Below are 20,616 nucleotides of genomic sequence, written 5' to 3' on the forward strand. Positions count from 1 at the left end.
CTTGATCGAGAGGAGAAGGCCATGGCTTCCACAAACGGGGGAACCAACCGCCCCGATGTGCCCTACGCTGCATCTCACAGCCACCTCGGGCTAATGAGCACCACCCCTACGAGGACGGCCGACCGCGCGGCGACTCCCCGCGGACGCTGCGCCCCCGGCGCAGCCGATCACCCTGGCCCGTCTGTACCCGTAGGGGGACTCGTGTCCATTGCGGACGCTCCGCAGCCTGCCCAGCCCAACCGCCGTCAGCGGTCTACTCGCCGCCTGCGCATACTCAGCGCCCGCCTCCGCGCGCTGATGTGGAAGGCGGTCCGGCTCACCACCCGGCACTTCCTCGCCGGGTTCGGCTATACGGCCGGCACCTGGGCGGCAGCCGAAATCCTGGGCCACGCCACCACCGGCATCTCGCCGCTCGTGCTGCTGTGGCACCTGGTCCAGTGACGCCTGTGGCAGTCCCGGTCTGTCGTGTTTCCCGCGGGAAACACGACAGGCCGACCATCGCTCAGCCCTTCGGAGCGAACATCGGCGCCCAAGGGGCTCTCCGCTGTGGGGGCGACCGCTAGGGTTCCCTCCGTTATCACCACAGCACCATCCCGGAGGACTCATGACCGCGCCACGCAAGCCCATGCGGAACAAGGGCGGCGGCAAGCTCAACCAAGAGCGGGCGAAGGCCGGGGTCGACGTGCCCAACCCGGGACCCTCGGGGATTCACACGCTTGACCCCGAGGACGGGGAGCTGTTCGAGCACGACCCGGCCGACATCAGCCCGAACCCCATGAACCAGCGTCTCGGGCTGGGGAACATCGACGAACTCGTCGACAGCATCCAGCGTCAGGGGGTGCACACGCCCGGTGCCGTGATGCACACCGATCTGTTCATGGAGATGTACCCGGAGTGGGCGGACCAGGTGCCGCACCCAGATCGGACCTACATCCTTGGCCCCGGCCACCGTCGCCGTGAGGCTGCGCTCAAGGCCGGGAAGCCGATGCTGGTGATCCTCCGCGACAAGTGGGCCAAGGAGCGCACGGTCGAGGAGAACCTGATCAGTGAGAACAAGGATCGGGAGAACCTCACCCCCATCGAGCAGGCCCTCCAGCTTGACCTGTTGCGGCGGCGCGGCCTGACCGGTGAGCAGATCGCCGAGCGGGCTGGCTACGACAGCCGGGGAAGCGTCACCCGGATCCTCAACCTGCTGGACCTCCCGCAGGAGATCCAGGACTCGATCCACGCGGGCAGCACCTCGCCCAAGGCCGGCTACACGCTGTCGACCATCAAGGACGACCAGGACAACAACTCCTCCGAGGCTGCGCACACTCTCCAGCTGAAGGCATTCGGCTGGATGAAGGACGAGAAGATCACGGCGGAGGCTGCGAAGAACCGGCTCAAGCTCGAAGCAACTGTGTTTCCTGCGGGAAACACGAAGTCGAGCGGCTCCGCTCCCGTCGATGACACGTCGGAGACGGGGGGCGACGGTCGTGTTTCCCGCGGGAAACACGACCAGGAGCAGGGAACAGAACAGGCGGGTCCCTCCGGCCAGCAGCAGGCCGAGACGTCGATCCCGCACCAGACGACCGGTGACAACGCCACAGACGGCAAGTCGTCCGGTGGGACCGAGTCCGAGGATATGTCCGAGAGCCGGAGCAGGCTCCTTGCAGCAGCCGAGTCAGCCGAGCAGCGCGACCTCGCATGCCGACTGATCCTCTCCGAAGAGCGGTACGCCGGCGCCTCCGAAGTCAACGCGCTCCTGGTCAACGCCGTGCTCAACCCGAAGGAGTGGAAGGAGGCGGCCACCCGCGCCCATGAGTGGCTGAGGGAACTGGGGAAGGGGCCCAAGGCCGGGCGGGCGGCCGCCTACTTCGACGCGGTCGCTGCTGACGGTGATGCCAACCTGAAGCGCCGGGCCGCGTTCGCCATCGCCCTCGCCGCTAACGAGGTACGCGCCTCCCGAACCGACCGCGAATGGGACGACCGCGACCGCGCGCACCTGAAGTTCCTCATCACCAGCAAGGTCGCCTACCAGCCGACCGAGTACGAGCAGGAACTGCTTGGCCTCTCCCCCCAGGAGGCGAAGTGAACACCGCCCTCCCGGCTCTCCGGAGACTTCTATGAACAGCAACACCGCAGCGCTCGCCAGAGCACGCGTCCTTGAGAAGACCCGCGTCCTCGTTTTTGCCCTCAAGGCCGGCGGCACCGCCAAGACCAGCTCCTGCACCAGCCTCGCCACGATCATCGCGCAGCGCGGGTACCGGGTCCTCGTCATCGACCTGGACCCGCAGTGCAACAGCAGCCAGGTCCTGGGCTACAGCGCGTTCCGGGACGGGCAGCTCGGGATCACGGACGTCATGAAGGAACAGGCCGAGCTGAAGGACGCTGTCGTCCAGGCCCGGTACCAGGTCGACGAGATCGACCCGGAGGACCCGGACGCCGCGTACGAGCTGATCGACAATCTGTTCATCGTCCCCGGCAACATCGACGACCCCGACATCGACGAAGCCGAGCGGCTCCTCAACGACCACCGCAACGCCGACTCGTACTGGATCCGCGACGGCCTGGCGGCGATGGACGGCGAGTGGGACGCCGTCCTCATCGACTGCCCGGCCACCTACGGGCGCACTACCGTCACCGCGTTCATCGCCCTGGACAAGGACGTCGACGGCGAAGTCCTTCCACCGGTGCTGTGCACCTTCAAGGAGGCCGGCGCACTCGTGCGACTGGAGAAGAAGCTCCACGAGATCCGAACGCAGCGGAAGTACATCACCAAGGGCATCTCCCCCGAGGTGAAGCGGATCCTCGCCTGCGCCGCGCCCAACTCGTCATACGGCACCAAGGAGCACTTCAAGACGCTCGCAGAGGTGGAAGACGCCTACGGCGAACTGCTGTTGCCGCTCGTTCACTGGTCCGGCGAGATGCCAAAGATCTACCGCGACGACTGCCCGGTGCCGATCTTCGCGCCGAACAGCATGCCCGCCCAGGAGTACAACAAGGTCGCCACCGCGCTCGGCTTCGACCGCCGCGCCTGACGTTTCCCGCGGGAAACAAGACGGCAGGAACGCAAAAAGGGCCCGGTCTCCGCAGCTCGCGGGGACCGGGCCCTTGTCTACTTCCGATGTTCGAGCGAGTCGAACGACTTGGGAACTCTTGTTTCCACTCCTGGAAACGCGTGAGGGCCCGTACCCCTGTCCCGGCACAGGAGCACGGGCCCTCATCCGCACCGCGTCGGGGTCATGCTGCCCAGGTTCCAGGGGCGCCTTCGTCGGGGTTGGGGATGCCGGCGGCCGTCACCGCGGCGGCGGGATGCCGCATGGCGGTGATCGGTACGGCGCCGGGCTCATCGGCTGGCGCCCACACCATCCGCCACGTCTCATCCCACTCGCACCCACAGCCGTGATCCGGGTGCGGGTGCCGTAAGAAGACGCCGTGCGTGAGGACTGCGCGCGGGAGGCGGGGGATGAGCACCGCCGGGTCGTCGCCGGGGTACAAATGCAGGTTCCTCCAGCCCTGGACGCGGGCCATGTACGCGGCGGCGGCCTCGATGATGTCGGCCCACCGATGGTGTCCGAGGACGACGAAGCCGACCGGGTAGATGTGATCGTCGGTGGGGTCGTCGATGCCGGTGACGTGCACGCCGCGATGGACGATGAAGCCGTTCTCCACCGCGTCCTCGCCGGGCGTCCAGAGCTGTTCGGCGGGGTGCATGGTGCCGTCGTCGCCCTCGCTGGTCACCAGGTCGTACAGGCCGGTGGTCGTCATGCGTTCGCTCCGGTGCTGGGGTCGGCCGCCTTGAGGACGCGCGGGAGATGGACGTGGAGGTGTTCGATGTGGACCTGGCGGCCGCGGGCGCGCAGTTTGCGGGCCAGGAGTTCGGTGAGTCCGGATGCCCTGTGCCTGCCGCCTGCACATCCAATGGCGATGCGGCGGGGGCCGGCGGGCAGGTCGGCGTAGTCGGCGAGGTTGGCGAGCAGCTCGCGGGCGCCGGGCGTGGCGAGGACGACGTCCTGGACGCGGGGGTTGAGGCCGTCGAGGTCGAGGATGTCGCGGGCGGCGGCCGGGTCGCGGAGCCGGTCGCGGACGTCCTCGATCCGGTCGGCGGCGGGCGGGACCGGGGAGCCGTCCGGGCCGGTGGGCAGGTGCAGGTAGCCGAACGAGATCAGACGGATCGGGTGCAAGGGTGCCTCCTGCTCGGGGGGTGAAGGGCGGGAACGCGTGGAGCGCCGCGACCGGCCGGGAAGGGCGGGGTGCGGCGCTCCGGTCGGTGCTACTGGGTGGTGGTGTCGGTGACCACGAGGAACTGGTCGGTGCGCAGGTCCATGACGACCTGAGCGTTGACGCCTTGGGCACGCTGGGCGGCGGCGTACTCTTCGGCCGGCCAGGAGCCGCGGGGGCCTCCGGCGGGGAACCGCTCCAGGACTTCGCGGGAGGACATCGTGGTGGCCATCAGGCGTCACCGCCGGTCACGCGCTCGTGGATGTCGATGAGGGTGGCGATGGCGTCAGGGTTGTCCGCCAGGCCGACCCACCGCCCGAGCGCGGTGAAGACGGGCACCTTCTCGTGGTCGGCGTCGAAGATGACGCAGTAGTCGCCGTAGCGGTCCATCACCATGTCCCGCAGGACCGGGATGAGTCCGGTGTCCAGGACCTCCAGGGCGTCGACGGTGAGCCGGGCGGGCTCGCCGGGCGCCGGCGGCTGGACCAGAGTGCCGGTGACGCGCAGCAGGTCGCCGGGCTGTACGCCGGCCAGCAGCTCGTGGGTGATCCGGGGGTCTTCGCTGGTGCAGGTGACGACCGTGTCGGGGGCGTCGTCGGGGAGCGCGTCGATGTCGGCGGGTCGGACGATCAGGTCGAAGGTGGCGGTGCCGCGCGGGCCGGGAGCGGGTATCGCTTCGACCCAGCCGTCAACGGTGAAGGGCTTGGTGTCCATCAGCTCGCCTCCGCCATGCCGTTGGGGCCGAAGACCGCGTCGTACGCGTCCAGGACCCCCTTGGCCGGGGTGCCCCGGTCGGCGACCTGGTGGCCGTGGGCCTGCGCCCAGGTGCGGATCGCGGCCAGTTCCTCCTTGCTGCGTTTGCCGTTCGACTCCGGGGTGGCGACCACGGCGGTGGTGGCCTGGTCCTCCGTGGCGGCGCGACCGCCGGTCTTCACCTGGCGCAGCTGTGCCTGCGCGGCCTCCAGTTCGGCCCTGGCCTTGGCGACCCGCTCCTCCGCCGCGCGCTGCGCGGCGTCGGCAGTACGGCGTTCCGTCAGCTCGGTGAGGTCGCTGCGGACCCGGGCGGCCCGGTTGCGGATAGAGGCGGCCTGGTGGTTCTCCGCCCACGCGAGCAGAGCCTCGATCCCGTCGATGTCCATCGTGCTGCCGGGCGCCACGGCGGCCGTCTCCAGGGGGCTGGTGCTGTCCTTCGTGTCCGCGTCGGGAGCGGGCAGTCCGGCGTTCTGGACGGCTTCGGCGGTCTTGGCGTGCTGGAGGGCGTCGGCGAGTTCGGCCTCCGACAGGCCGAGGGTCTCGCGGACGTGCTCGGGGCTGTCGCCGTTGTTCAGCATGGAGACGGCGGTGGCGGTGAAGGCGTTGACGGGCATCGGGACTCCAGTCGTCGGGGTGTCGGGGGTGGTGACGTGGGGGAGCAGAGGCACCAGGTCGTCCTCGCTGCAAGGCAGCCCGAGCGCGCCCAACAGGTCGGCGAGGTCGTCCTTGTCGCGGGCGTGGCGGGTGACCACCACGGAGGCGGCGGCGCTCTGGTCGCTGCCGAGCGGGGTGAGTTCGAGGGCCTCGGCTGTGAGGGCCTCTTTCATGTCGGTGAACATGGCCGGCCCTCCTACGCGGCCCTGGTGCGGGGCTTGCGCTGGGCGATCTCCAGCAGTTCGCGGTTGCGCTGGCGCTGGGCGTCGGTGAGGGGCCGGGCCTTCGCGCCGTGGCGGTGCCAGAGTGGGGAGGCCGGCGGCTCGGGGTAGGCGAGGGCGTGGTCGACGGCGTAGTCGACGTCGCGGTCGGTGGTGCTCATGGGTTCCTCCAGGTGGAGGTCAGGCGTGGTCGCCGTCGCCCTTGGGCTTCGACGTGGGGTCGGAGGCGAACCGCCCGCGGCGGGCCTCAACGGGGTGGGCGCTGAGCCAGGACTCCGCGCAGGCCTTGTGCACGGGCTCGCCGGAGTGGGAGCGCATGGGCGTGGCCTGGCCGCACAGCGTGCAGGGCAGGTCCTGCCAGCGGTCGAAGTGCCGGCCGTCGCGCCAGACGAGGAGCTCGCCGGGAGCCGGGATCAGGCCCGGCTCAAACGGCGACTCCTCCTTCTTCGTGCGTCCCGGGCGGGTCACGGCCGGAAGGCGGGCAACTGCTGGAACACGCTCTCCAGCAGGTCCTCGGTCGGCTGCCACGGTCCGAGCTGCCCGGCGGCGGGGACCGGCAGCGGCAGCTCGTGGACGTCCCTAAGGACCAGGTGCCAGGCGCCGGCCTCCGCCCACGGCGTGCAGGGCTCGGAGCCTGCGGGGTCCTGGTGGCAGTCGACCAGGCGCGCGAGGCCGATCACGGCTCCGGTGGTCAGCTCCCGGCCGCGGATCGTGCGGGCGATCAGCGGGACGCGCAGGGCGGGCCGGTCGATCCGCTGGCCCGCGTGCAGGAGCATCCAGCCGCGCCAGGACCAGGGCCTCGGGCGGTTCTCCACCGTCTTGGCCCCGGCGAGGATGCAGGCGGCGTGCGGCTGCTGGACGCTGATGCCGCAGATCCAGTCGCCATGCGGAAGGGTCGTGGTGTTCATGCGGCCCTCCCCCAGACGGCCGTGCCCGGGCGCCCGGCGCGGCGGCCGTTGATGGACGGGACCGTGGTGTGCGCGGGGGTGGCGAGGACCGCGCGGCCGGTGTGTTTGCCGTCGTACAGGGCCGCGTCGGCGGCCCGCTGCAGCAGGCTCAGGTCGCGGGAGCCGAGGACGTCGGGGGTCGCGGCGCCGACCGAGGCGGCCACGTCGACGGTGCGGCCGTCGTCCAGGACGACGGGGGTGTGCAGCATCCGGACCAGCTGCGCGAGGCGCTGCCCGAGCTTGGTGGCGGGCAGCTCCAGGACGACCGCGAACTCGTCGCCGCCCAGGCGCCCGACGGCGGCGCGCGGGCCCGCCCACGCAGAGAGCCGAGCGCCGAAAGCGGCGAGGACCGCGTCCCCGGCCGGGTGCCCGAAGTCGTCGTTCACGGCCTTGAAGTGGTCGGCGTCGACCATGACCAGCGCCGTGTTGTCGCCGTGGCGGGCCAGGAGCCGGCGGGCGCGGGCGGTGTAGGCGTCGCGGCGCAGCAGGCCGGTCAGCGGGTCGCGGCGGGTCGCGGCGAGCTGCTTGTGCAGGGTGACCGCGTGTACCGCCCAGCCGGTCAGCGGCAGGGCGGCGGTGGTCAGTAAGAGGGTGCGTTGGCCGATCCGGCCCTGAACCTGCAGGAGGGACGACATACTTGGGTTCTCCGTCTCGTCTCGTACGGGATGGGTGGACCCGGGACAGGCGAACTGGTTTGGACGCCGATGTGCGCCTGTCCCGGGGCGGATCTACAGCGCGTAGTCGCCGCGGCTGGTCCAGTTGAGGGGGTTGTGCCAGCGGCCGGTCTTCGCGGCGGGCCACTCCAGCTCCCAGCCGGGCCGCAGCCCGCGCGCTCCCCAGCTGTCCGGCCGCTGGCCGGGGATCTCGAGGCCGGCCGTGTGCGCGGCGAGCGCGGCGTCGTACGCCTCATGCGCGCGGCGCAGGGCCGTGGCCGGGGAGTCGGCGACGCCGGTGAAGACGTGCAGTCCGCGCCGGTCGGGGTCGGTGGTGTGGTGTATCGGGACGTCGACCTCGTAGATTTCGTGGTTCGGCATGACGTCTGTCTCCTCTCTGGTCCTGGTCCCGGGGGAGTTGGGTGCTTGAGGGGCCACCGCGGCCGCCCCGGCCTTGTCGTGGGCCGGAGCGGCGCGGAGTGTCCGTCAGGCGGCAGCCGGGACGGGGGCGTCGAGGCCGACGCCGCGCAGTGCGTCGAGGACGTAGGCGTCGCGGCGGGCCTGGTGCTGGGCGGCTACGGCCAGGCCGGCGGCGCGGCCCTGGGCGTAGAGGCGAGCGGCGGCCGGCGGGACCGAGCGCAATGTGGGCGTCGATCGGCGACCTGGACCACGCAGTGGAGGCCGCCGGGGGCGTCGACGTCCTCCTGGAGCTCGCGCAGGATCCCGGCGAGTTCGCCGGCGTCGACGTCGTCGGCGTTCAGGTCGTCCTCGATCTGCTGGAGGGCGAGCTGGGCGATGCCAGCGGCGGCGCGCATCCGGTCCAGGCGGCTGCGGGTGCGGCCGGTCACCGGGTGGTGGCCTTGGTGGTGGCGACCAGCGCGGCGAGGGTCTCCCAGCCGTGGTGCCAGGCGGAGTCCAGGTGGAAGGCCCCGTTCATGCCGAAGTCGGCGAGCTTGTAGAAGCCGCCCTTGCCGGTCTTGGTGGCGATCCGCTCCAGCAGTATCGGCAGGTTCGGATATTGGCTGGTGCGGAATAGCTCCTCAGTCGGTGTCGGTGGGCGCGGGCAGACTGATCGCATGACGTCGTCTCGCAACAGCTCTCGATACCTCCACGCCGACCTCGCTTGGGTGCAGTCGATGGGCGGCCCGTTGATCGTTATCCCGGCCTCTGCTGTAGACCAGTGGGGCGGCTGCACGGAGGACGGGTTGATCGTCGGAGGGACCGAGGTGCCCGACGACTACGACCGCGCATGTGACGTGGAGGGCTGGGCCGGGATCGTCGATGTTGGTGCCGCAGCCTCGGGGCTGGTGCTGGCTGACGAGCCAGCCACGACGTGCTACCTCTCTGAGCAGACGGTCTTCGTGCGGTGGCTCGCCGCCGATTCGGATGCTGAGCTCCTCGCGGCCGCGCGGGACGTTCTGAACGATCCGGCTACCGACTGGGAGGACTGTGGCATATGGGAGACCGATGGGCCGGCGGTCCTCCTGGACTCCGCCGTAGCTGGAGCGGATCTCGCTGTGGAGTACCCAGACCAGGGAGGTCTGCCTGAGCAGGCCCAGATTCCACTGTCCGCAGGACGCTGGAGCGTTCGCGCGAGTCACAAGACGGGCGACTTCCCGTGGGTGGGGGTCGTCCAGCTCCTTCCTGCATGACCCTCGGCTTACCCCGAGTCGAGGGTCGCCGAGGTCGCGATGTCTCCGAGGGGCATCATCCGGCTCTCCCAGCGGCAGTCAGGACACCGTGGTCCAGAATCAGGGGATGGATGTCCCCAAGCTGCTGGAAGCCGCTTCCCTGCTGGTCCCCGAAGAGATCGCCACCCAGAACGACATCACGATCAACGACGTCTGGGACTACCTCACCCACGATGAGTGGGAGGTGGCCCTCGGTCTGCTGGAGGAACTTGGCGACGTCCGCCCGCTTCCGCTCAGTTTCTGGGAGACCCTCGCCACGGCCGCTGAGCAGATGTACTTGAAGAACAGCGCTGCCTGGTGCCACTGGCGCTGCTATGAAGTCCGCAACGGGATCATCCGAGCTGACCTCACAATCCGACCAGCCAGCGAGAGCCGACGGCAGACCCCCTTCTCCGGAGCCGGCGTTCTCCGGCCGATGTGGAACATCGGTAACCGAACCCCGACCGGCGAACCGACCCTCAACATCGCGAGCATCTGGGTCGAATCCACTCCCTCCCTGGGGCCCGGCGAGCGAGCCTCGGTGCGGCTCGCACCCCTCGACCCCTCGCAGTGGCGGCACCTCCAGCCCGGCCAAACGATCGCCATGCACGAAGACCGGACCGTCGCTGGAACGGCTGTCGTCCTGGAAGTCGATGGTCCTGCCGGGTGACGCGGTAGCCGAACGCGCGGGTGAGCGCGACGCTCGCCCCGAGCTGCACGGCGGTGTACGAGGCGACGTGGCAGGCCACCGCGCGGCGACCGAGGGCGCTGCTGGTCATGGTCGGGCGGGTGGAGTCCGGCGTGGCGGGGGAGCCGTCGGCGTGGACCAGGTCCTTGCCGTACAGGCGCTTGCGCATCGCCGTCTTCGAGCCCTGCACCCAGTGGTCGCACAGGGGGTGCAGCTCGCCGAAGGTGGCCAGCAGAGTGCCGAAGAGGGCCAGACGTTCGGTGGTGAGACGGGGCATGCTGGGGGTCTCCTGATCTCGAAGAGGGTGAGGGAGCGGGGTGGCCGGCCCTTTGCCGAGGCGCGGCCACCCGACGGTCCCGACCCCGGCCGGTGTGGCCGGGGTCGGGTCGTTCAGAACGGGGGCTCGTTGTCCGGGCAGGCCGGGACGGGCAGGAGCCGGACGCGCAGCTCGCGCCGGTCCGACCAGCAGCCGCACGCCTCCATCTCCGGGTTCGCGCCGCCGACCCACCAGCCGCCCACGCCCCGGCAGTCGGGGCAGGAGCAGCGGGGCCGGGGCGTCAGCTCGATGCGGTGCCGGTCGGCGTACAGCCGCCAGTGGCCGGCCCGGAGCGCGGCGGCGGCCGTCGCCGCGGCGAGCGGGACGGCGGCGGCGAGCAGCAGGGTGGCGCGGAGGTGGCGACCGGTCACGTCAGCGGGATCGCGCGGCAGGCGGCGGCGTGGTCGTTCGCCTTCTCGCGGATGCTGAACAGGTAGTCCTCCTCCGGGAACTGCGAGGTGGCCTTGCAGCCGTGGCACTTCCAGCGGTTCTTGAGGTGCTCCCCGAGGCCGGTGACGTCGACGAACAATCCGCCGAGCGTGACGAACCGGATCTGGAGGTTCTTGGGCCGCTCGGGCTCGGTGAAGGCGGGGGCGCGGACAGCGGTGCTCATGGGCGGTGGTCCTCTCGGGATCAGGCGGCCAGCAGGTGCTTGGCCGGGGGAGCGATGTAGGAGGCGGGGGCGGCGGGCGTGCCGTCGAAGCACTCCAAGCAGCAGCCCAAGGTCTTGAGGGGGATGCAGTGGAAGTAGCGTCGGCGGCAGGTGCCGCACGTCTGGCGAGCCGCCATGGCCTTGTCGAGCGCGGCTTCCTTCGCGAGGGTCATCGGGAGCTTCGGCTTCGCCAGGTCGATCCGGTACAGCCACGCCCACCGCTTCCCGCCGCGGCATTCGATCCGGGCGACGGGCTCCTGGCCGCCGGGGCGCAGTCCCATCTCCCGCAGCTGGCGGCGGGTGGCGAGGTTCGCGTGCCCGGCCTGCTTCCACCGGAAGATCGGTAAGGAGCCGTCGCCGGGGTCGTACGGGTCGACGTCGACCAGGTCCTGGTCCTGGTCGGCCATCACCTGCTCCAGGCGCCGGGGAGCCGGGTGGGAGGCTGCGGGTAGCGGGGGCCGGGACGCTGCGGGCGGGGCCGGCCGATCTGGCGGCGCGGGCAGGGGATGAGCACGAGCGGTTCCTCCTGGTGTCGGTGGACAGCAAGCGCCACGCCCCGCCGACGTCGTGCTGGTGTCGGCGGGGCGCGGTGCGAGGTGGCCGGTCGGCCTGTCCAGTCCTCGCCCACCCGCGAGCGGGGTGGGCGAGGACCAGGCGGAGCGACCGGAGGTCAGTCCCGGAAGGGGCAGCTGCTGTGCGGGTGCTGCTCAGCGGCCGGGGCCGGGGGCTGCACGGGAACGTGAATCTCGGGCTTGACGGTGACCTTGGCCGGGCGGCCGGCGACGACGCGGCGGCGCAGGGTCAAGCCGCGCATCGCGACCGCGGACAGGAACGTCCAGGCGAGGACGGCGAGCCCGGCCGCGACGGGTCGGCCGGCCTGCGGGGTGGCCGTCCAGACCATGACCACGGTGGCCGCGCCCCATCCGGTCCACATCGCGCGCACGCCGTTGTTCCGGGAGAGGTAGCCGAGGGCCAGGCCGGTGATGCCGGTGACCAGCCACAACGTGTAGACGGTGGAGGCTGCGACCGGGAGACCGGCGGAGTGCTGCGCGATGTTGTGGACTGGGTTTGTGGTTGACCGTTGACCACCGGGCGCCGTTGTCTGGGACCGGCTGAAGGGGGCGTCAGCGGAGGCGCGGTCGGCTGCTCAGGCGAGTGACTCCTTCTCGAGCTTCGAGGGCCTCTCGGAGTCGGGCGTTTTCTAGAGTGACGTACTGGATTTGGGCAGTGGCGAGACCAAGTGCGGCGGTGAGTTCGCGGTTGCGGCGCCGCAGTTTGGCGTTGCGAGCGATCAGGGTGTCCTGGGTTGATGGCTCACGCGTTGCTTCGTCGTTGGAGGTCGTTCGGTGGGTGGAGATCTCCTGGACAAGGTCGGGATATCGACGACGGAAGGTCGTGTTGCTCATGCCGAGGCTGCGGGCCAATCCGAGGACGCTCGGTCGACGGTTGGCATCTCGGCAGGCGGCCAGCATCTCCTCCATGCGCTTGCGGACGAGTGCGTGCGGTAGGTCCTGGTCCGGAGAGATCACGGGGCGGTCACCGGGATTCCGTTGCTGAGCAGGAACTGCGTGATCTCGGCTCGACGCTGGTTGAGGCGGTGAGCGACCAGCGGGGGCAGCAGGGGGCGGGACGTGAGTCGCCGCCCGATCCTGTCGAGTTCTCGCTGCCATGCCTGTGTGTTCTCGAGGGTGAGGGCCACGTTGCGACAGGCCAGGGGTTGGCAGCCGCCGTGTTCAGGGAGCCCTTCGCCGCGGCCGCGCCGCGCCTTCTCGCAGAGCGCTTTGGCCGGGTCGTGGACGCAGGTGATGTAGATCCCGGGATAGACACCTGGGTCATGGCGCCGCATGATCCGAAGGAGTCGATTCTTGGAGAGCGCAAGCTGCCCTTGAAATTGGGCACGTTCACCGAAGTCCTGTAGGCGCAGTGCGACTTCCTCCGCAGCGGGGCCCATGAAGTCGGTGTGTTCGTGAGCCTCGGTCTTCTCCGTGTAGAACTCTCCGCGGCTGAGCGCCTGCTCGCTTTCCACTTCTGCTCTGAAGCCGGAGTCGCTGGTGCCGGCATAGCCCTCGAACATCTGGATGCTGTGGTGTCGGTATTGCAGAGCCCCGGCGATGACCCCGCCGGGGCGGCGAGCGATGAACCAGGCGAGGGTGCGGCGAAAATGGCTCGTCTTGAGACGGAAGACCATCTTGTTGACCTTCGGAACGAAGTCGGAGCGCCCCTTGTTCGAGCAGTAGTCGTTGATCCAGGTGACGAAGCGGTTGAGCTGCTGGTTCGTCGCATTGCCGGTCATGGCGGCGAACGTCGCCTTCTGCTTTCGCGGGCCATCGCCGAGGACGTAGAAGAGGTAGTCCACTCCTGGTCGCTGGAGAGCTTCCAGCACCTTGACCGCGCGGGCGACGGGTTCCCCGACGATCCAGGTCGCCGGGATGCCGGCTGTGTCTCGTTCTCCCTTGAAGGCGAGGCTGCGGAGTTTCCAGCGGTAGGGGTTGCCGTCCTCGTCTCGATGGGTCTGTAGACACCCGCGGCGGAGGTGTTTGACCTCCGAGTCACGCATACCGCTGAGGAAGGCGATCACGATGTAGCAGGCGGCTTGTAGGTGGCGGCGGAGACTCGCGAGGCTCGTGCTGGCCAGGTGGAAAGTGGCGATGCCGTCGATCCACGGCTCGCCGTCCAACCGTCCCGTGATGTCGGTGTCGAAGTAGCTGAACGGGGCGATCCCGACGACGGCAGCAGCGTCAATGATCAAGTGCATGTGGGCGTCGACTGCCTTGCGGTTGCAGCCCAGCGTGCGGGCGATGTGCTCGACATTCGGATGCCCCTCATGACCGGGCAGGGGCCGCTTTCGGGCGATGTGGACGTTGAGCATGTGCCGAAGCCGGGCTTCGATGGCGCCCTTGCGGCGCGGGTAGGTGGCCCGGCCAAGGCGCGGCTGCCGCCAACGCTGTTCGGCTCGCAGGATGTCGGCCGAGAACTCGTCCACGAACCGAAACGCCCAGCCCAGTAGGGGACCCATGACGGGCTCGGGCAGGCGGTCGGTGGTGTTCTCGGTCTGGCGGGCGGCCTGGTTCGCGCTCCAGCCGTCGAGGCGGAGTGGGTAGAAACGGAAGGCCTCGGGCCCCAGGCGGGTCCGCCAGCGCCACAAGATCCGGATGGTCGTGCGGTGGCTGCAGCGGTTGGTGGGCTGATGCGGGTAGGTCGCCAGCAGGTGCCGGTTGTATGCGTCCAGATCTTGAGGCGTCAGTTCCCGCAGCGTGGTTCGGGCAGGTGGCCACCGCTTGTCCAGCCAGAGCATCAGCGCCTTGATCGCAGAGAAGTACGAGCGGACGGTGTGCACGCTGATCGGATCCTCGCCGTCGGGCGGATCCGCTGTCAGCAGGCAGTAGAACAGCCTCTTCGCCGCTGGCCGGAACCGCTCCGGGACGCTGAGGAAGTTCAGGATGAAGGATCGCTGGTGCTCCTGCAGGAGCGCGAACGTCAGCTGCCAGACATCGTCGCTGTAGCGGCTGGTCTGCTTGAGCGTGACGCCGGGCCGCAGCTGGCGGGTCCGCAGGACGTACGGGTCCGAGTCGGGACGTCGGCGGGGAGCTGGGCCCTTGAGGGCCGTGGCTGCGGTCATGGGTGCTCCCAGGTGGGCTCGATGAGGTCGAGCAGGGCGTCGTGCGGTTTCTGGTCGCGGGCATCAGCGACCTCGGCCGGGTCAAACTTGGTGAGGATGTCTCGCTTGATCGCCACCCAGGCCGGTCCGTAGCGGTGCCACCAGTCGAGCTCGTTCATCTGCTGTTTGCGCTTCAGCAGCGCGTCGCTCAAGGCCACGAGCCGGGGCAGGTGGTCACGGGTGACCAGGCAGTTTCCGCAGTGGAAGCAGTCCAGGAAGGAATCTTCGCAGGTAGTCCCGCTGACCGGGTGGCGGCCGTGATCCGCGCAGGCGGTCCAGGCGGCGTCCAAGCTGCCGCTGGCCAGGTTCTGAGCCGACGCCTCGTCCAGGCCGGCATTCCTGAGGTCTCCCGGTGTCGCTGGCCCAGGGATCACGGTGGGTTCACCGCCCCTCGACTCAAGGGCCGTTTGGTGGGCTTGGATAGCTGCCTGCTCAGCGTCGACCAGGGCTTCAGCCATGACCTCCTCGGCCCATTCGCGGGTCGCCTCATCGGCAGCCAGGTAGTTGGTGAACAGCACCTGCGCGGTGTTCGTCTTCGCCGCCGAGGGCAGATGTCCGCCCATCTCCTTGGTCCGCCGGGCGTCGGCGGTGGTCTTGATCCGGTTGAACGAGACCTGTAGCAGCGCAGGCTCGTGCCGGTCATCGTCGCGATCGGCCAGCAGAGGAGGGTGCCGGCTCTTCGCCCAGGCGCCCGGTTCGGCGCCCCGCCCCTTCCGCAGGGCTTGCTCGAATGGTGCCCAGTGCTCCTCCTTCGTGACTGCGATGCCGGACCTGTTCCCGTTGCGCCACAAGCAGGTGGCCGACGATGAGCCGCAGATGGCGCGGCTCCGCGCGGTCAGCTCCAGCAACAACAGGTAGACACCTCCGGCGGTGTGCAGCTCCCGGCCCGCCGGACCGACTTCCCAGGTCACGGTCTCGAACCAGCGCCGGGGGCCGCGGCGTCGCTTGATGACCTCCAGTTCAACGGCGCGGCCATCCAGCATCCGGTGCTTGGCCGGCAGCTCCTTTAAGGTCTCGCCGTTGCGCGCGGACACGATCGCGAGCAGTACCAGAATCGGCGCCAGGTCCTGCCAGGTCACGAACAGCTGCGCCGCAAGATCGCGTCGCTCGCGGTCTCCCGGCCCTCCCTTGAACGCGGGAACCACGCCGGTCGTCGCCATCGCGTCCAGGAGCTCGCCGCGGGCGCACTCCGCTGCGCTCAGCCTCCCTGGTTCTGTTCGAAATCTTCGGAGCAGGTCCTCCGATGCCCGGATCCGCCGTGCGACGCGGGCGGTGTCCGCGCGAGCCGCCGCGCTCAGCCGGTCCCACTCTCCATTCGAGTAGCCGCCGACCGGTGTGCTGATGGGCTTGGGGATCGTCCGGCTGAGCGCGCTCATGGCCGCCTCGGGAATGCGGCCGGTCAAGCGCTGCTCCGACAGGAGCGTACGAATCTCCGCCTGCAGTTGGTAGCGGCCCGTGGCCGTGCCACCGGTGTCGTCGAAAAACGCCTGCACGTGCTCCTCGGACAGTTCCTCCGGCGTGGAGGCCGTCCCGCCAAGGTCCTGCAGGAAGTGAGCCCACTCCCTGATCATCCGCCAGCAGTTGTCGACACTCGCGAGCGTCCGCAGCCCTCCGCCGGGACCAGTCCGATGGGTGAACGCCTCGGCAAGGAACCCCTGCCAGCCAGGCATGGGCAGGCGGCTGAAGTCGAATCTCTTGCGGCGGCCGTCATCCCCCGTGAACTCGACCACGAGGCCGCCGTTGCGCTGCCGGCTCGCGGCCGGTGGCTCGTAGTCTCCGTCGGGCAGAACCGACACGCGCCCCGGTCCGGTGCTGCCTCGGCCGCGGCGGCTCATCCGCTCACCCCGGCGACGACCAGGTCCGCTGGAGGATCCTCGTCACCGAGATCGTTGACGGCGGTGTCTCGCACGTCTTCCCAGCTGTCGGGCACCAGCGCCATCCGGGTCTCCATCTCCAGTTCCTGCAGAGCGTGCAGATAGATCAAGGTGCTCAGCACCGAGGCGTGTCGGAGTCGTCGGCGGACCCAGTCCAGGGGGTCGCCGAAGATCCGGACGTAGTGCAGGCGCTGAGCTAGGTTGAGGGAGCCCAAGGCAGCGATGTGTCCACGCTGCAGCTGTTCGAGGGTGATGACGGCGAAGGTATGCCTCAGAAGATGGGCGTGAGCTGCCAGGTCCAGCCCCAGCTCAGCGCACCGCTGGTTGGCGGTGGTGAACATGTCCTTCCAGGTGGACACCGCCAGCGGCATACCGCCCTCACCAAGCCAGAACAGGGCTGGCTCCAGCCCCGCCTCCGTTTCCACGAGCAGCCGTCGGCGTTCGGCCGGGCCCAGGAGACGGACATCCACGAGTCGCCCGGCCAGTGCGCCGGTGGTGTAGCGGGCGGTGTTCGCCCTGGCGCGGTCCTCGACGATCAGCGGGCGACGAATCCTCTCGTAACGGCCGTCGGCCTGTGCCTCCTCCACTACCGCGGCGCGGTCGTGCACGGCGTAGTCGGTCAGATCCCTCCGGACGGAGGCCGGAACGTAGATCCATCCGGCTGAGTGCCGCTTGGCGATCGCGCCAGGGAGCCAGAACCTGCTGTAGCCCGTCGGCCCGGGTCCGGTGCGCACTTCCCATTCGACAAGGTGGGCCTGCTCGGACAGGCGCAGTCCGGTGCGGACCATGCAGTCGCAGAATGTGGCATTGCGTTCGCTCCAGCGCCCTCGGAACTCGGCCCGCGGACGACCGTCGAGCCCGTAGCCCCGCACCCCGACGTCCCGCCAGCGGCGGTATGAGGCGGCCGGCAACCACTCGATGCGCTCGCCACCCTCGTCATGGGCGTAGGTGGCCGGTACGGACTGACCTTCCGGCCGGCGTGGGCCTGGCACCTGGTGGCCGGACCACTCCCTGGGTGCTCGCTGCGGGATGGGAACCTCGCTGACCCAGCCCTTCGACACAGCGTGCAGGTAGAACTGCTGGAGATGTGAGACCTCCTGGCTCCACGTACCACCGTCGACCCTGGGCCCGCGCACGTCACGTCGACGCCAGTGGTGGTAGGCGAGGTGATCGGCCTCGGTAGCGTCCTGCCAGCCCTTCCCGCCTCGGTTGGAGTGCAGGAAGTTCAAGAACCGCGCCAAAGCAGACGCTCTGTTGTTCTGGCTGTTGAGCGGGCCCTCCAAGAAGTCCACCCGATGGAAGTACGAGTTGAGGTGGACGTCGTAGGCGAAGGTCGGTGAGAGAAGGTACGGCGTGCCGTCGGGAATGCCCAGGTCATCCAGCCATCGCTCCCACTCCGCAGGGGGAAGGCGCAGGTAGCCAGCTGGCTCTGCCGACTCAGGCAGATCTCTACTGGTGAAGTGGGTTGACCAGGTTCCAAGCCGCAACACTCACGGACCGTACGGCATTGCTGTCACTGACTCGGCGCACAAGTGGTTGGAAACCGTCCGGACATGGTCGATGCCCGGCGGGCGGACCGTAGATCAAGCCAAGGTGACGTGCATGCCGCCCTCGGCCAGGACCTCGAGGACCACGCCGAACAGGTCGTAGGGCTGGCCGTCTGGTGCCAGGGTCTGGGACAGGTGATCGCGTGCGGTCGCAGCGTCCCGCCAGAGCAGCGTTGCGGGGGCGGTGTAGCCGAAGGTGCCACGCAGGCAGTCATCGACTGCGGCAAGACAGCCGCCGAAGTAGCCACCCGCCCCGTTTACCGCCTCGCCGAGCGCCAGGTAGAGGCCCGGTTCGTCGGTGACGTGTCGGCCGTCGAGTTCGTAGGCGTAACCGGCCGGCCGGTCACGGTGGGGGTGCCGGCAGGCCCGCTCTCGGACGAGGTCGAGCCAGGCTCCGCGGCGCCGGGTGTCGAGGCCGACCCAGGCACCCTGGGTGTCCGGCGGTCCGGTGAACCACCGCTCCCAGATGGGCCGGGCGTATTCGGGAACGGGCGTGAAGAGCTCTCCGTCGAGCTCCAGGTCGATCCGGTCCGTCCCGTAGGAGGATGGGCGCCAGGCGCTGACTCTGGCCCAGAGCAGGCGTTCGGTGAGCGGCTCGCCCTGGTCGTCCTGTATCTCCAAGGCGGCCTGCTCCAGGTCCAGCGCCCGCCGGGTGCCCTTCATCAGTGCTGCCCGCAGTTGATCACCCTGGGTGAGGCCCCGCAGGACGAGCGGGGGCGCCGACTGTTTGGGCGGCAGGACGCGGGCGAATTCTCGGCAGGAGCCCAGCCAGCGGTGCCCGTCGTGCACGCGAACTCGGCCCCTGTGTCCCTCCGGCGGGCCTTCGTAGTCGTCCAAGCCGGTGAGTACGAGACTGTCTGCCCCCAGGGGCTGGCCTACGCTTTCCGCGTCCTCCAGCAGCCAGGGATCGAGCGTCTCATCGTCCGGCACCAGCCACACTCGGTTGCCGATCCAACCGCGCGCTTCTGCCTGTGGAACCCAGCCAAACAGCTCGTAGGTTCCCCGCTGGGGCTCCCCGAACAGCCCTTCCACCTCGGCGCAGACGCCCCAGGCATGCCCGATTTCCTCATCAGCCAGCGTGTATCGCGCGCGCCTGCGATGGCCCTCGTCTTCATGCACGGTGGGAATCATGCCGGTACCAGGTTTCCATGGCGAAGGTATTTTCCCGCGTAGTGCCTCAAGGCAGTTGGTCATTGACCACCCGTACACAAGCGAGGTACGTGCGCACCGGCTGGTCGACGACGGAGGCGACCCCGCTGGAGGTGTCGACGCCGACCTGCACCTTGGGCACGGCGGTGAGGATCTGGTGCAGCGCCTGGAGGCCGACTTCGCCGGCGGCCTTGGCCATCAGCACGACGAAGGCGACCCCGGCCGTCATCAGCACGGCGCGGATCCAGGGCGCCATGTACCGGAGGCCGTCCTCGGGGGCGCTGAGGACGTCGTCCCACATCTCGTACAGGACGCCGTCGACGTCCCAGGCCCGGTTCCACCAGCCGCGCAGTCCCTCGCGCAGCGCGGCGAGGCGGCGCTGCTTGACCGGCGCCTTCGGGAAGGGCAGGGGGAGGTAGGCGAGCTCCTGGCGGTCCTGGCGGGTGTTGTCGTTGGACTGCATGGGGCAACTCCTTGTCGACGATGTGGTGTTCACGGAGCGTGCGAGTGGGCCAAGCTGTGAGCGACGGGCCCGGAGAGAGGGGAGGCGGCTGCGATGGGGTGGTTCACCCGCGACGAGCCGGAGGAAGTCGTCTTCGAAGAGGTCGTGGACACGGACGGGCAGATCTGGCCCGCGTTCACCGACGACGACGGCGTGCTGTGGATCGACGTGGACTACGACGTCGAGGTGACGATCAACGGCGCGATCGTCGACGGCCAGATCCGGGGTGCCGAGGTCGACGACCACGGCCGTATCTGGATCGACTACGACTGACCGCGAGGCCGGACGGCCTGTCCCGCACCCGAAGCCCCGGCCCGCGGGCGAGGTGTTCGGATACGAGGCAGGGCGCCCGGAGCTCAGCGGACGTCGTTGCGGGTGCGGGAGAACATCCCGCGCTGGTTGCTGGTGTTGTTGATCTGGGTGTTCTGCACGACCGGGCCCTCGTAGACCGTCTTGGACACGGACTTGCGAGCCTTGCTGAACGCGCCGCCGATCGCGGTGGCGACCATGGCGACGCCCGCGAACGGCAGGGTGACCATGAGGACGCCGTAGAGCGTGACGGAGGCCAGGCCCTGGAGCACGAGCCAGGCGCCGCAGCCGACGCCGGTGATGCCTGCGCCGACACCGATGGAGGCGACCGCGATCCCGGCCGCCCAGGCCGGGACGATCCGCTTGTCGTCCTGCTTCTCGGGCGGGGTGTCGCCGTAGGCGGGCAGCGGGGTGTCGTCGCGGAACGACGTCGGGAAGTGCCGTTCGGGGCGCATCGCTTCGGCGATGATCCGCTCGGCTTCGGCCTTGGCCTCGGAGTCGGACAGCGGGCGGGTGATGTGGTCGAAGTCCACGGTGATCTCCGTTTCGGGGCAGACGCGGGCGCCCTCCCCGCCGTGGTGGCGGGGAGGGCGCAGGGGGCGGGGGAGCGGGCGGGGCTACCGCTGGTCGGCGGTGTCCTCGAGGGCGTCGGGCGTGGGGTACTGCAGCGGCCGGCGGGTGTGGGAGCGGAGCACCAGGCCGCTCTGGCGGCCGGTGCGCAGCAGCTCGTCGACCAGGGCGCGGGCCTGGGGGCTGGCCGCGAGGAGGTCGGTGGCGTCGTCGACGACCAGGACCAGGGGGCGGTTCATCGTCGGGTTCT

Annotated in this window: 30 protein-coding genes; 6 read left to right on the forward strand and 24 right to left on the reverse strand. The window is 69.7% G+C overall.

The features are described 5' to 3' along the window. The first annotated feature begins 297 nt into the window (after nucleotides 1-297). The 3 genes from AB0N63_RS27550 (at nucleotide 298) to AB0N63_RS27560 (ending at nucleotide 3,020) form a co-directional block, all read left to right on the forward strand. Nucleotides 298-441: a hypothetical protein gene (locus AB0N63_RS27550; RefSeq protein WP_365532764.1), complete on the forward strand. Its 144-nt coding sequence runs from the start codon at nucleotides 298-300 to the stop codon at nucleotides 439-441. A gap of 163 nt (nucleotides 442-604) precedes the next feature. Beyond that, nucleotides 605-2,074, forward strand: a complete 1,470-nt coding sequence (locus tag AB0N63_RS27555; RefSeq protein WP_365532766.1) for a ParB/RepB/Spo0J family partition protein — start codon at nucleotides 605-607, stop codon at nucleotides 2,072-2,074. Nucleotides 2,075-2,105: 31 nt separating this feature from the next. Further along, nucleotides 2,106-3,020 carry a ParA family protein gene (locus AB0N63_RS27560; RefSeq protein WP_365532769.1) on the forward strand — a complete coding sequence of 305 codons (915 nt, stop codon included), beginning with the start codon at nucleotides 2,106-2,108 and terminating at the stop codon, nucleotides 3,018-3,020. A gap of 202 nt (nucleotides 3,021-3,222) precedes the next feature. On the opposite strand, the gene AB0N63_RS27565 is transcribed toward AB0N63_RS27560, so the two are convergent. From AB0N63_RS27565 to AB0N63_RS27620, 12 genes are all read right to left on the reverse strand, one after another. Further along, nucleotides 3,223-3,750: a hypothetical protein gene (locus AB0N63_RS27565; protein WP_365532771.1), complete on the reverse strand. Its 528-nt coding sequence runs from the start codon at nucleotides 3,748-3,750 to the stop codon at nucleotides 3,223-3,225. Continuing rightward, the gene (locus tag AB0N63_RS27570) at nucleotides 3,747-4,166 is read right to left on the reverse strand and encodes an RNase adapter RapZ (RefSeq protein ID WP_365532774.1); all 420 of its coding nucleotides are present in this window, start codon (nucleotides 4,164-4,166) and stop codon (nucleotides 3,747-3,749) included. Before AB0N63_RS27570 ends, AB0N63_RS27565 begins: the two co-directional genes overlap by 4 nt. An 89-nt stretch (nucleotides 4,167-4,255) precedes the next feature. Further along, the gene (locus AB0N63_RS27575) at nucleotides 4,256-4,435 is read right to left on the reverse strand and encodes a hypothetical protein (RefSeq protein ID WP_365532922.1); all 180 of its coding nucleotides are present in this window, start codon (nucleotides 4,433-4,435) and stop codon (nucleotides 4,256-4,258) included. Further along, on the reverse strand, nucleotides 4,435-4,917 hold the full coding sequence (locus AB0N63_RS27580; RefSeq protein WP_365532777.1) for a hypothetical protein: 483 nt from the start codon (nucleotides 4,915-4,917) through the stop codon (nucleotides 4,435-4,437). Before AB0N63_RS27580 ends, AB0N63_RS27575 begins: the two co-directional genes overlap by 1 nt. After that, nucleotides 4,917-5,795 (reverse strand): hypothetical protein, encoded by an 879-nt coding sequence (locus AB0N63_RS27585; RefSeq protein WP_365532778.1) that lies wholly within the window; start codon nucleotides 5,793-5,795, stop codon nucleotides 4,917-4,919. Before AB0N63_RS27585 ends, AB0N63_RS27580 begins: the two co-directional genes overlap by 1 nt. Before the next feature lie 11 nt (nucleotides 5,796-5,806). Next, entirely contained in the window at nucleotides 5,807-5,992 is a 186-nt protein-coding gene (locus AB0N63_RS27590) for a hypothetical protein (protein ID WP_365532780.1), read from the reverse strand. Between the two features lie 19 nt (nucleotides 5,993-6,011). Then, a complete protein-coding gene (locus AB0N63_RS27595; protein WP_365532782.1) occupies nucleotides 6,012-6,299 on the reverse strand; it encodes a hypothetical protein in 288 nt (95 codons plus the stop codon). Then, nucleotides 6,296-6,739 carry a hypothetical protein gene (locus AB0N63_RS27600; protein WP_365532783.1) on the reverse strand — a complete coding sequence of 148 codons (444 nt, stop codon included), beginning with the start codon at nucleotides 6,737-6,739 and terminating at the stop codon, nucleotides 6,296-6,298. Before AB0N63_RS27600 ends, AB0N63_RS27595 begins: the two co-directional genes overlap by 4 nt. Next, nucleotides 6,736-7,413 carry a GGDEF domain-containing protein gene (locus tag AB0N63_RS27605; RefSeq protein WP_365532785.1) on the reverse strand — a complete coding sequence of 226 codons (678 nt, stop codon included), beginning with the start codon at nucleotides 7,411-7,413 and terminating at the stop codon, nucleotides 6,736-6,738. The genes AB0N63_RS27600 and AB0N63_RS27605 overlap by 4 nt, the downstream gene beginning before the upstream one ends. A 93-nt stretch (nucleotides 7,414-7,506) precedes the next feature. Next, the gene (locus AB0N63_RS27610) at nucleotides 7,507-7,812 is read right to left on the reverse strand and encodes a hypothetical protein (RefSeq protein ID WP_365532787.1); all 306 of its coding nucleotides are present in this window, start codon (nucleotides 7,810-7,812) and stop codon (nucleotides 7,507-7,509) included. A 194-nt stretch (nucleotides 7,813-8,006) separates the two neighbouring features. After that, nucleotides 8,007-8,279 (reverse strand): hypothetical protein, encoded by a 273-nt coding sequence (locus AB0N63_RS27615; protein WP_365532924.1) that lies wholly within the window; start codon nucleotides 8,277-8,279, stop codon nucleotides 8,007-8,009. Then, the gene (locus AB0N63_RS27620; RefSeq protein ID WP_365532789.1) at nucleotides 8,276-8,509 is read right to left on the reverse strand and encodes a hypothetical protein; all 234 of its coding nucleotides are present in this window, start codon (nucleotides 8,507-8,509) and stop codon (nucleotides 8,276-8,278) included. The genes AB0N63_RS27615 and AB0N63_RS27620 overlap by 4 nt, the downstream gene beginning before the upstream one ends. Here AB0N63_RS27620 and AB0N63_RS27625 point away from each other — a divergent pair. Next, nucleotides 8,508-9,083: an Imm21 family immunity protein gene (locus AB0N63_RS27625; protein ID WP_365532791.1), complete on the forward strand. Its 576-nt coding sequence runs from the start codon at nucleotides 8,508-8,510 to the stop codon at nucleotides 9,081-9,083. The genes AB0N63_RS27620 and AB0N63_RS27625 overlap by 2 nt on opposite strands. 106 nt (nucleotides 9,084-9,189) lie before the next feature. Next, nucleotides 9,190-9,771 (forward strand): hypothetical protein, encoded by a 582-nt coding sequence (locus AB0N63_RS27630; protein WP_365532793.1) that lies wholly within the window; start codon nucleotides 9,190-9,192, stop codon nucleotides 9,769-9,771. Between the two features lie 408 nt (nucleotides 9,772-10,179). Here AB0N63_RS27630 and AB0N63_RS27635 read toward each other — a convergent pair whose 3' ends face one another. From AB0N63_RS27635 to AB0N63_RS27680, 10 genes are all read right to left on the reverse strand, one after another. After that, nucleotides 10,180-10,476, reverse strand: a complete 297-nt coding sequence (locus AB0N63_RS27635; RefSeq protein WP_365532795.1) for a hypothetical protein — start codon at nucleotides 10,474-10,476, stop codon at nucleotides 10,180-10,182. Then, nucleotides 10,473-10,718, reverse strand: coding sequence for a hypothetical protein (locus AB0N63_RS27640; RefSeq protein WP_365532797.1), 246 nt, complete (start codon nucleotides 10,716-10,718; stop codon nucleotides 10,473-10,475). Before AB0N63_RS27640 ends, AB0N63_RS27635 begins: the two co-directional genes overlap by 4 nt. 20 nt (nucleotides 10,719-10,738) lie before the next feature. Next, the gene (locus tag AB0N63_RS27645) at nucleotides 10,739-11,164 is read right to left on the reverse strand and encodes an RRQRL motif-containing zinc-binding protein (protein WP_365532799.1); all 426 of its coding nucleotides are present in this window, start codon (nucleotides 11,162-11,164) and stop codon (nucleotides 10,739-10,741) included. Nucleotides 11,165-11,427: 263 nt separating this feature from the next. Continuing rightward, nucleotides 11,428-11,760 carry a hypothetical protein gene (locus AB0N63_RS27650; RefSeq protein WP_365532800.1) on the reverse strand — a complete coding sequence of 111 codons (333 nt, stop codon included), beginning with the start codon at nucleotides 11,758-11,760 and terminating at the stop codon, nucleotides 11,428-11,430. 121 nt (nucleotides 11,761-11,881) lie between these two features. After that, nucleotides 11,882-12,238, reverse strand: coding sequence for a hypothetical protein (locus AB0N63_RS27655; protein ID WP_365532802.1), 357 nt, complete (start codon nucleotides 12,236-12,238; stop codon nucleotides 11,882-11,884). 44 nt (nucleotides 12,239-12,282) lie between these two features. Beyond that, a complete protein-coding gene (locus AB0N63_RS27660) occupies nucleotides 12,283-14,376 on the reverse strand; it encodes a hypothetical protein (protein ID WP_365532805.1) in 2,094 nt (697 codons plus the stop codon). Continuing rightward, complete coding sequence (locus AB0N63_RS27665; protein WP_365532806.1) at nucleotides 14,373-16,250, reverse strand: hypothetical protein; 1,878 nt, start codon at nucleotides 16,248-16,250, stop codon at nucleotides 14,373-14,375. Before AB0N63_RS27665 ends, AB0N63_RS27660 begins: the two co-directional genes overlap by 4 nt. Next, nucleotides 16,247-17,779 carry an integrase gene (locus AB0N63_RS27670; RefSeq protein ID WP_365532807.1) on the reverse strand — a complete coding sequence of 511 codons (1,533 nt, stop codon included), beginning with the start codon at nucleotides 17,777-17,779 and terminating at the stop codon, nucleotides 16,247-16,249. The genes AB0N63_RS27665 and AB0N63_RS27670 overlap by 4 nt, the downstream gene beginning before the upstream one ends. Before the next feature lie 93 nt (nucleotides 17,780-17,872). Continuing rightward, nucleotides 17,873-18,967 carry a hypothetical protein gene (locus AB0N63_RS27675; RefSeq protein ID WP_365532808.1) on the reverse strand — a complete coding sequence of 365 codons (1,095 nt, stop codon included), beginning with the start codon at nucleotides 18,965-18,967 and terminating at the stop codon, nucleotides 17,873-17,875. 46 nt (nucleotides 18,968-19,013) lie between these two features. Beyond that, nucleotides 19,014-19,448: a hypothetical protein gene (locus AB0N63_RS27680; protein ID WP_365532811.1), complete on the reverse strand. Its 435-nt coding sequence runs from the start codon at nucleotides 19,446-19,448 to the stop codon at nucleotides 19,014-19,016. A gap of 93 nt (nucleotides 19,449-19,541) precedes the next feature. On the opposite strand from AB0N63_RS27680, the gene AB0N63_RS27685 reads away from it, so the two are divergent. Continuing rightward, on the forward strand, nucleotides 19,542-19,760 hold the full coding sequence (locus AB0N63_RS27685) for a hypothetical protein (protein ID WP_217144802.1): 219 nt from the start codon (nucleotides 19,542-19,544) through the stop codon (nucleotides 19,758-19,760). An 83-nt stretch (nucleotides 19,761-19,843) separates the two neighbouring features. On the opposite strand, the gene AB0N63_RS27690 is transcribed toward AB0N63_RS27685, so the two are convergent. Next, complete coding sequence (locus AB0N63_RS27690; protein ID WP_365532813.1) at nucleotides 19,844-20,329, reverse strand: hypothetical protein; 486 nt, start codon at nucleotides 20,327-20,329, stop codon at nucleotides 19,844-19,846. An 84-nt stretch (nucleotides 20,330-20,413) separates the two neighbouring features. Further along, nucleotides 20,414-20,605, reverse strand: a complete 192-nt coding sequence (locus tag AB0N63_RS27695) for a hypothetical protein (protein ID WP_365532815.1) — start codon at nucleotides 20,603-20,605, stop codon at nucleotides 20,414-20,416. Nucleotides 20,606-20,616: the final 11 nt, after the last annotated feature.

The organism is Streptomyces sp. NPDC093260 (assembly GCF_040683715.1).
Taxonomy (GTDB): Bacteria; Actinomycetota; Actinomycetes; order Streptomycetales; family Streptomycetaceae; genus Streptomyces; species Streptomyces sennicomposti.

What these genes read in the sequence shown, in the direction of transcription:
- AB0N63_RS27580 (WP_365532777.1), bottom strand. Translation starts at nt 4,917, where the DNA reads ATGGACACCAAGCCCTTCACCGTTGACGGCTGGGTCGAAGCGATACCC.
- AB0N63_RS27585 (WP_365532778.1), bottom strand. Translation starts at nt 5,795, where the DNA reads ATGTTCACCGACATGAAAGAGGCCCTCACAGCCGAGGCCCTCGAACTC.
- AB0N63_RS27680 (WP_365532811.1), bottom strand. Translation starts at nt 19,448, where the DNA reads ATGCAGTCCAACGACAACACCCGCCAGGACCGCCAGGAGCTCGCCTAC.
- AB0N63_RS27610 (WP_365532787.1), bottom strand. Translation starts at nt 7,812, where the DNA reads ATGCCGAACCACGAAATCTACGAGGTCGACGTCCCGATACACCACACC.
- AB0N63_RS27675 (WP_365532808.1), bottom strand. Translation starts at nt 18,967, where the DNA reads ATGATTCCCACCGTGCATGAAGACGAGGGCCATCGCAGGCGCGCGCGA.
- AB0N63_RS27640 (WP_365532797.1), bottom strand. Translation starts at nt 10,718, where the DNA reads ATGAGCACCGCTGTCCGCGCCCCCGCCTTCACCGAGCCCGAGCGGCCC.
- AB0N63_RS27630 (WP_365532793.1), top strand. Translation starts at nt 9,190, where the DNA reads ATGGATGTCCCCAAGCTGCTGGAAGCCGCTTCCCTGCTGGTCCCCGAA.
- AB0N63_RS27560 (WP_365532769.1), top strand. Translation starts at nt 2,106, where the DNA reads ATGAACAGCAACACCGCAGCGCTCGCCAGAGCACGCGTCCTTGAGAAG.
- AB0N63_RS27620 (WP_365532789.1), bottom strand. Translation starts at nt 8,509, where the DNA reads ATGCGATCAGTCTGCCCGCGCCCACCGACACCGACTGAGGAGCTATTC.
- AB0N63_RS27555 (WP_365532766.1), top strand. Translation starts at nt 605, where the DNA reads ATGACCGCGCCACGCAAGCCCATGCGGAACAAGGGCGGCGGCAAGCTC.
- AB0N63_RS27685 (WP_217144802.1), top strand. Translation starts at nt 19,542, where the DNA reads ATGGGGTGGTTCACCCGCGACGAGCCGGAGGAAGTCGTCTTCGAAGAG.
- AB0N63_RS27605 (WP_365532785.1), bottom strand. Translation starts at nt 7,413, where the DNA reads ATGTCGTCCCTCCTGCAGGTTCAGGGCCGGATCGGCCAACGCACCCTC.
- AB0N63_RS27665 (WP_365532806.1), bottom strand. Translation starts at nt 16,250, where the DNA reads ATGAGCCGCCGCGGCCGAGGCAGCACCGGACCGGGGCGCGTGTCGGTT.
- AB0N63_RS27695 (WP_365532815.1), bottom strand. Translation starts at nt 20,605, where the DNA reads ATGAACCGCCCCCTGGTCCTGGTCGTCGACGACGCCACCGACCTCCTC.
- AB0N63_RS27565 (WP_365532771.1), bottom strand. Translation starts at nt 3,750, where the DNA reads ATGACGACCACCGGCCTGTACGACCTGGTGACCAGCGAGGGCGACGAC.
- AB0N63_RS27655 (WP_365532802.1), bottom strand. Translation starts at nt 12,238, where the DNA reads ATGGAGGAGATGCTGGCCGCCTGCCGAGATGCCAACCGTCGACCGAGC.
- AB0N63_RS27645 (WP_365532799.1), bottom strand. Translation starts at nt 11,164, where the DNA reads ATGGCCGACCAGGACCAGGACCTGGTCGACGTCGACCCGTACGACCCC.
- AB0N63_RS27600 (WP_365532783.1), bottom strand. Translation starts at nt 6,739, where the DNA reads ATGAACACCACGACCCTTCCGCATGGCGACTGGATCTGCGGCATCAGC.
- AB0N63_RS27660 (WP_365532805.1), bottom strand. Translation starts at nt 14,376, where the DNA reads ATGACCGCAGCCACGGCCCTCAAGGGCCCAGCTCCCCGCCGACGTCCC.
- AB0N63_RS27550 (WP_365532764.1), top strand. Translation starts at nt 298, where the DNA reads ATGTGGAAGGCGGTCCGGCTCACCACCCGGCACTTCCTCGCCGGGTTC.
- AB0N63_RS27590 (WP_365532780.1), bottom strand. Translation starts at nt 5,992, where the DNA reads ATGAGCACCACCGACCGCGACGTCGACTACGCCGTCGACCACGCCCTC.
- AB0N63_RS27575 (WP_365532922.1), bottom strand. Translation starts at nt 4,435, where the DNA reads ATGGCCACCACGATGTCCTCCCGCGAAGTCCTGGAGCGGTTCCCCGCC.
- AB0N63_RS27625 (WP_365532791.1), top strand. Translation starts at nt 8,508, where the DNA reads ATGACGTCGTCTCGCAACAGCTCTCGATACCTCCACGCCGACCTCGCT.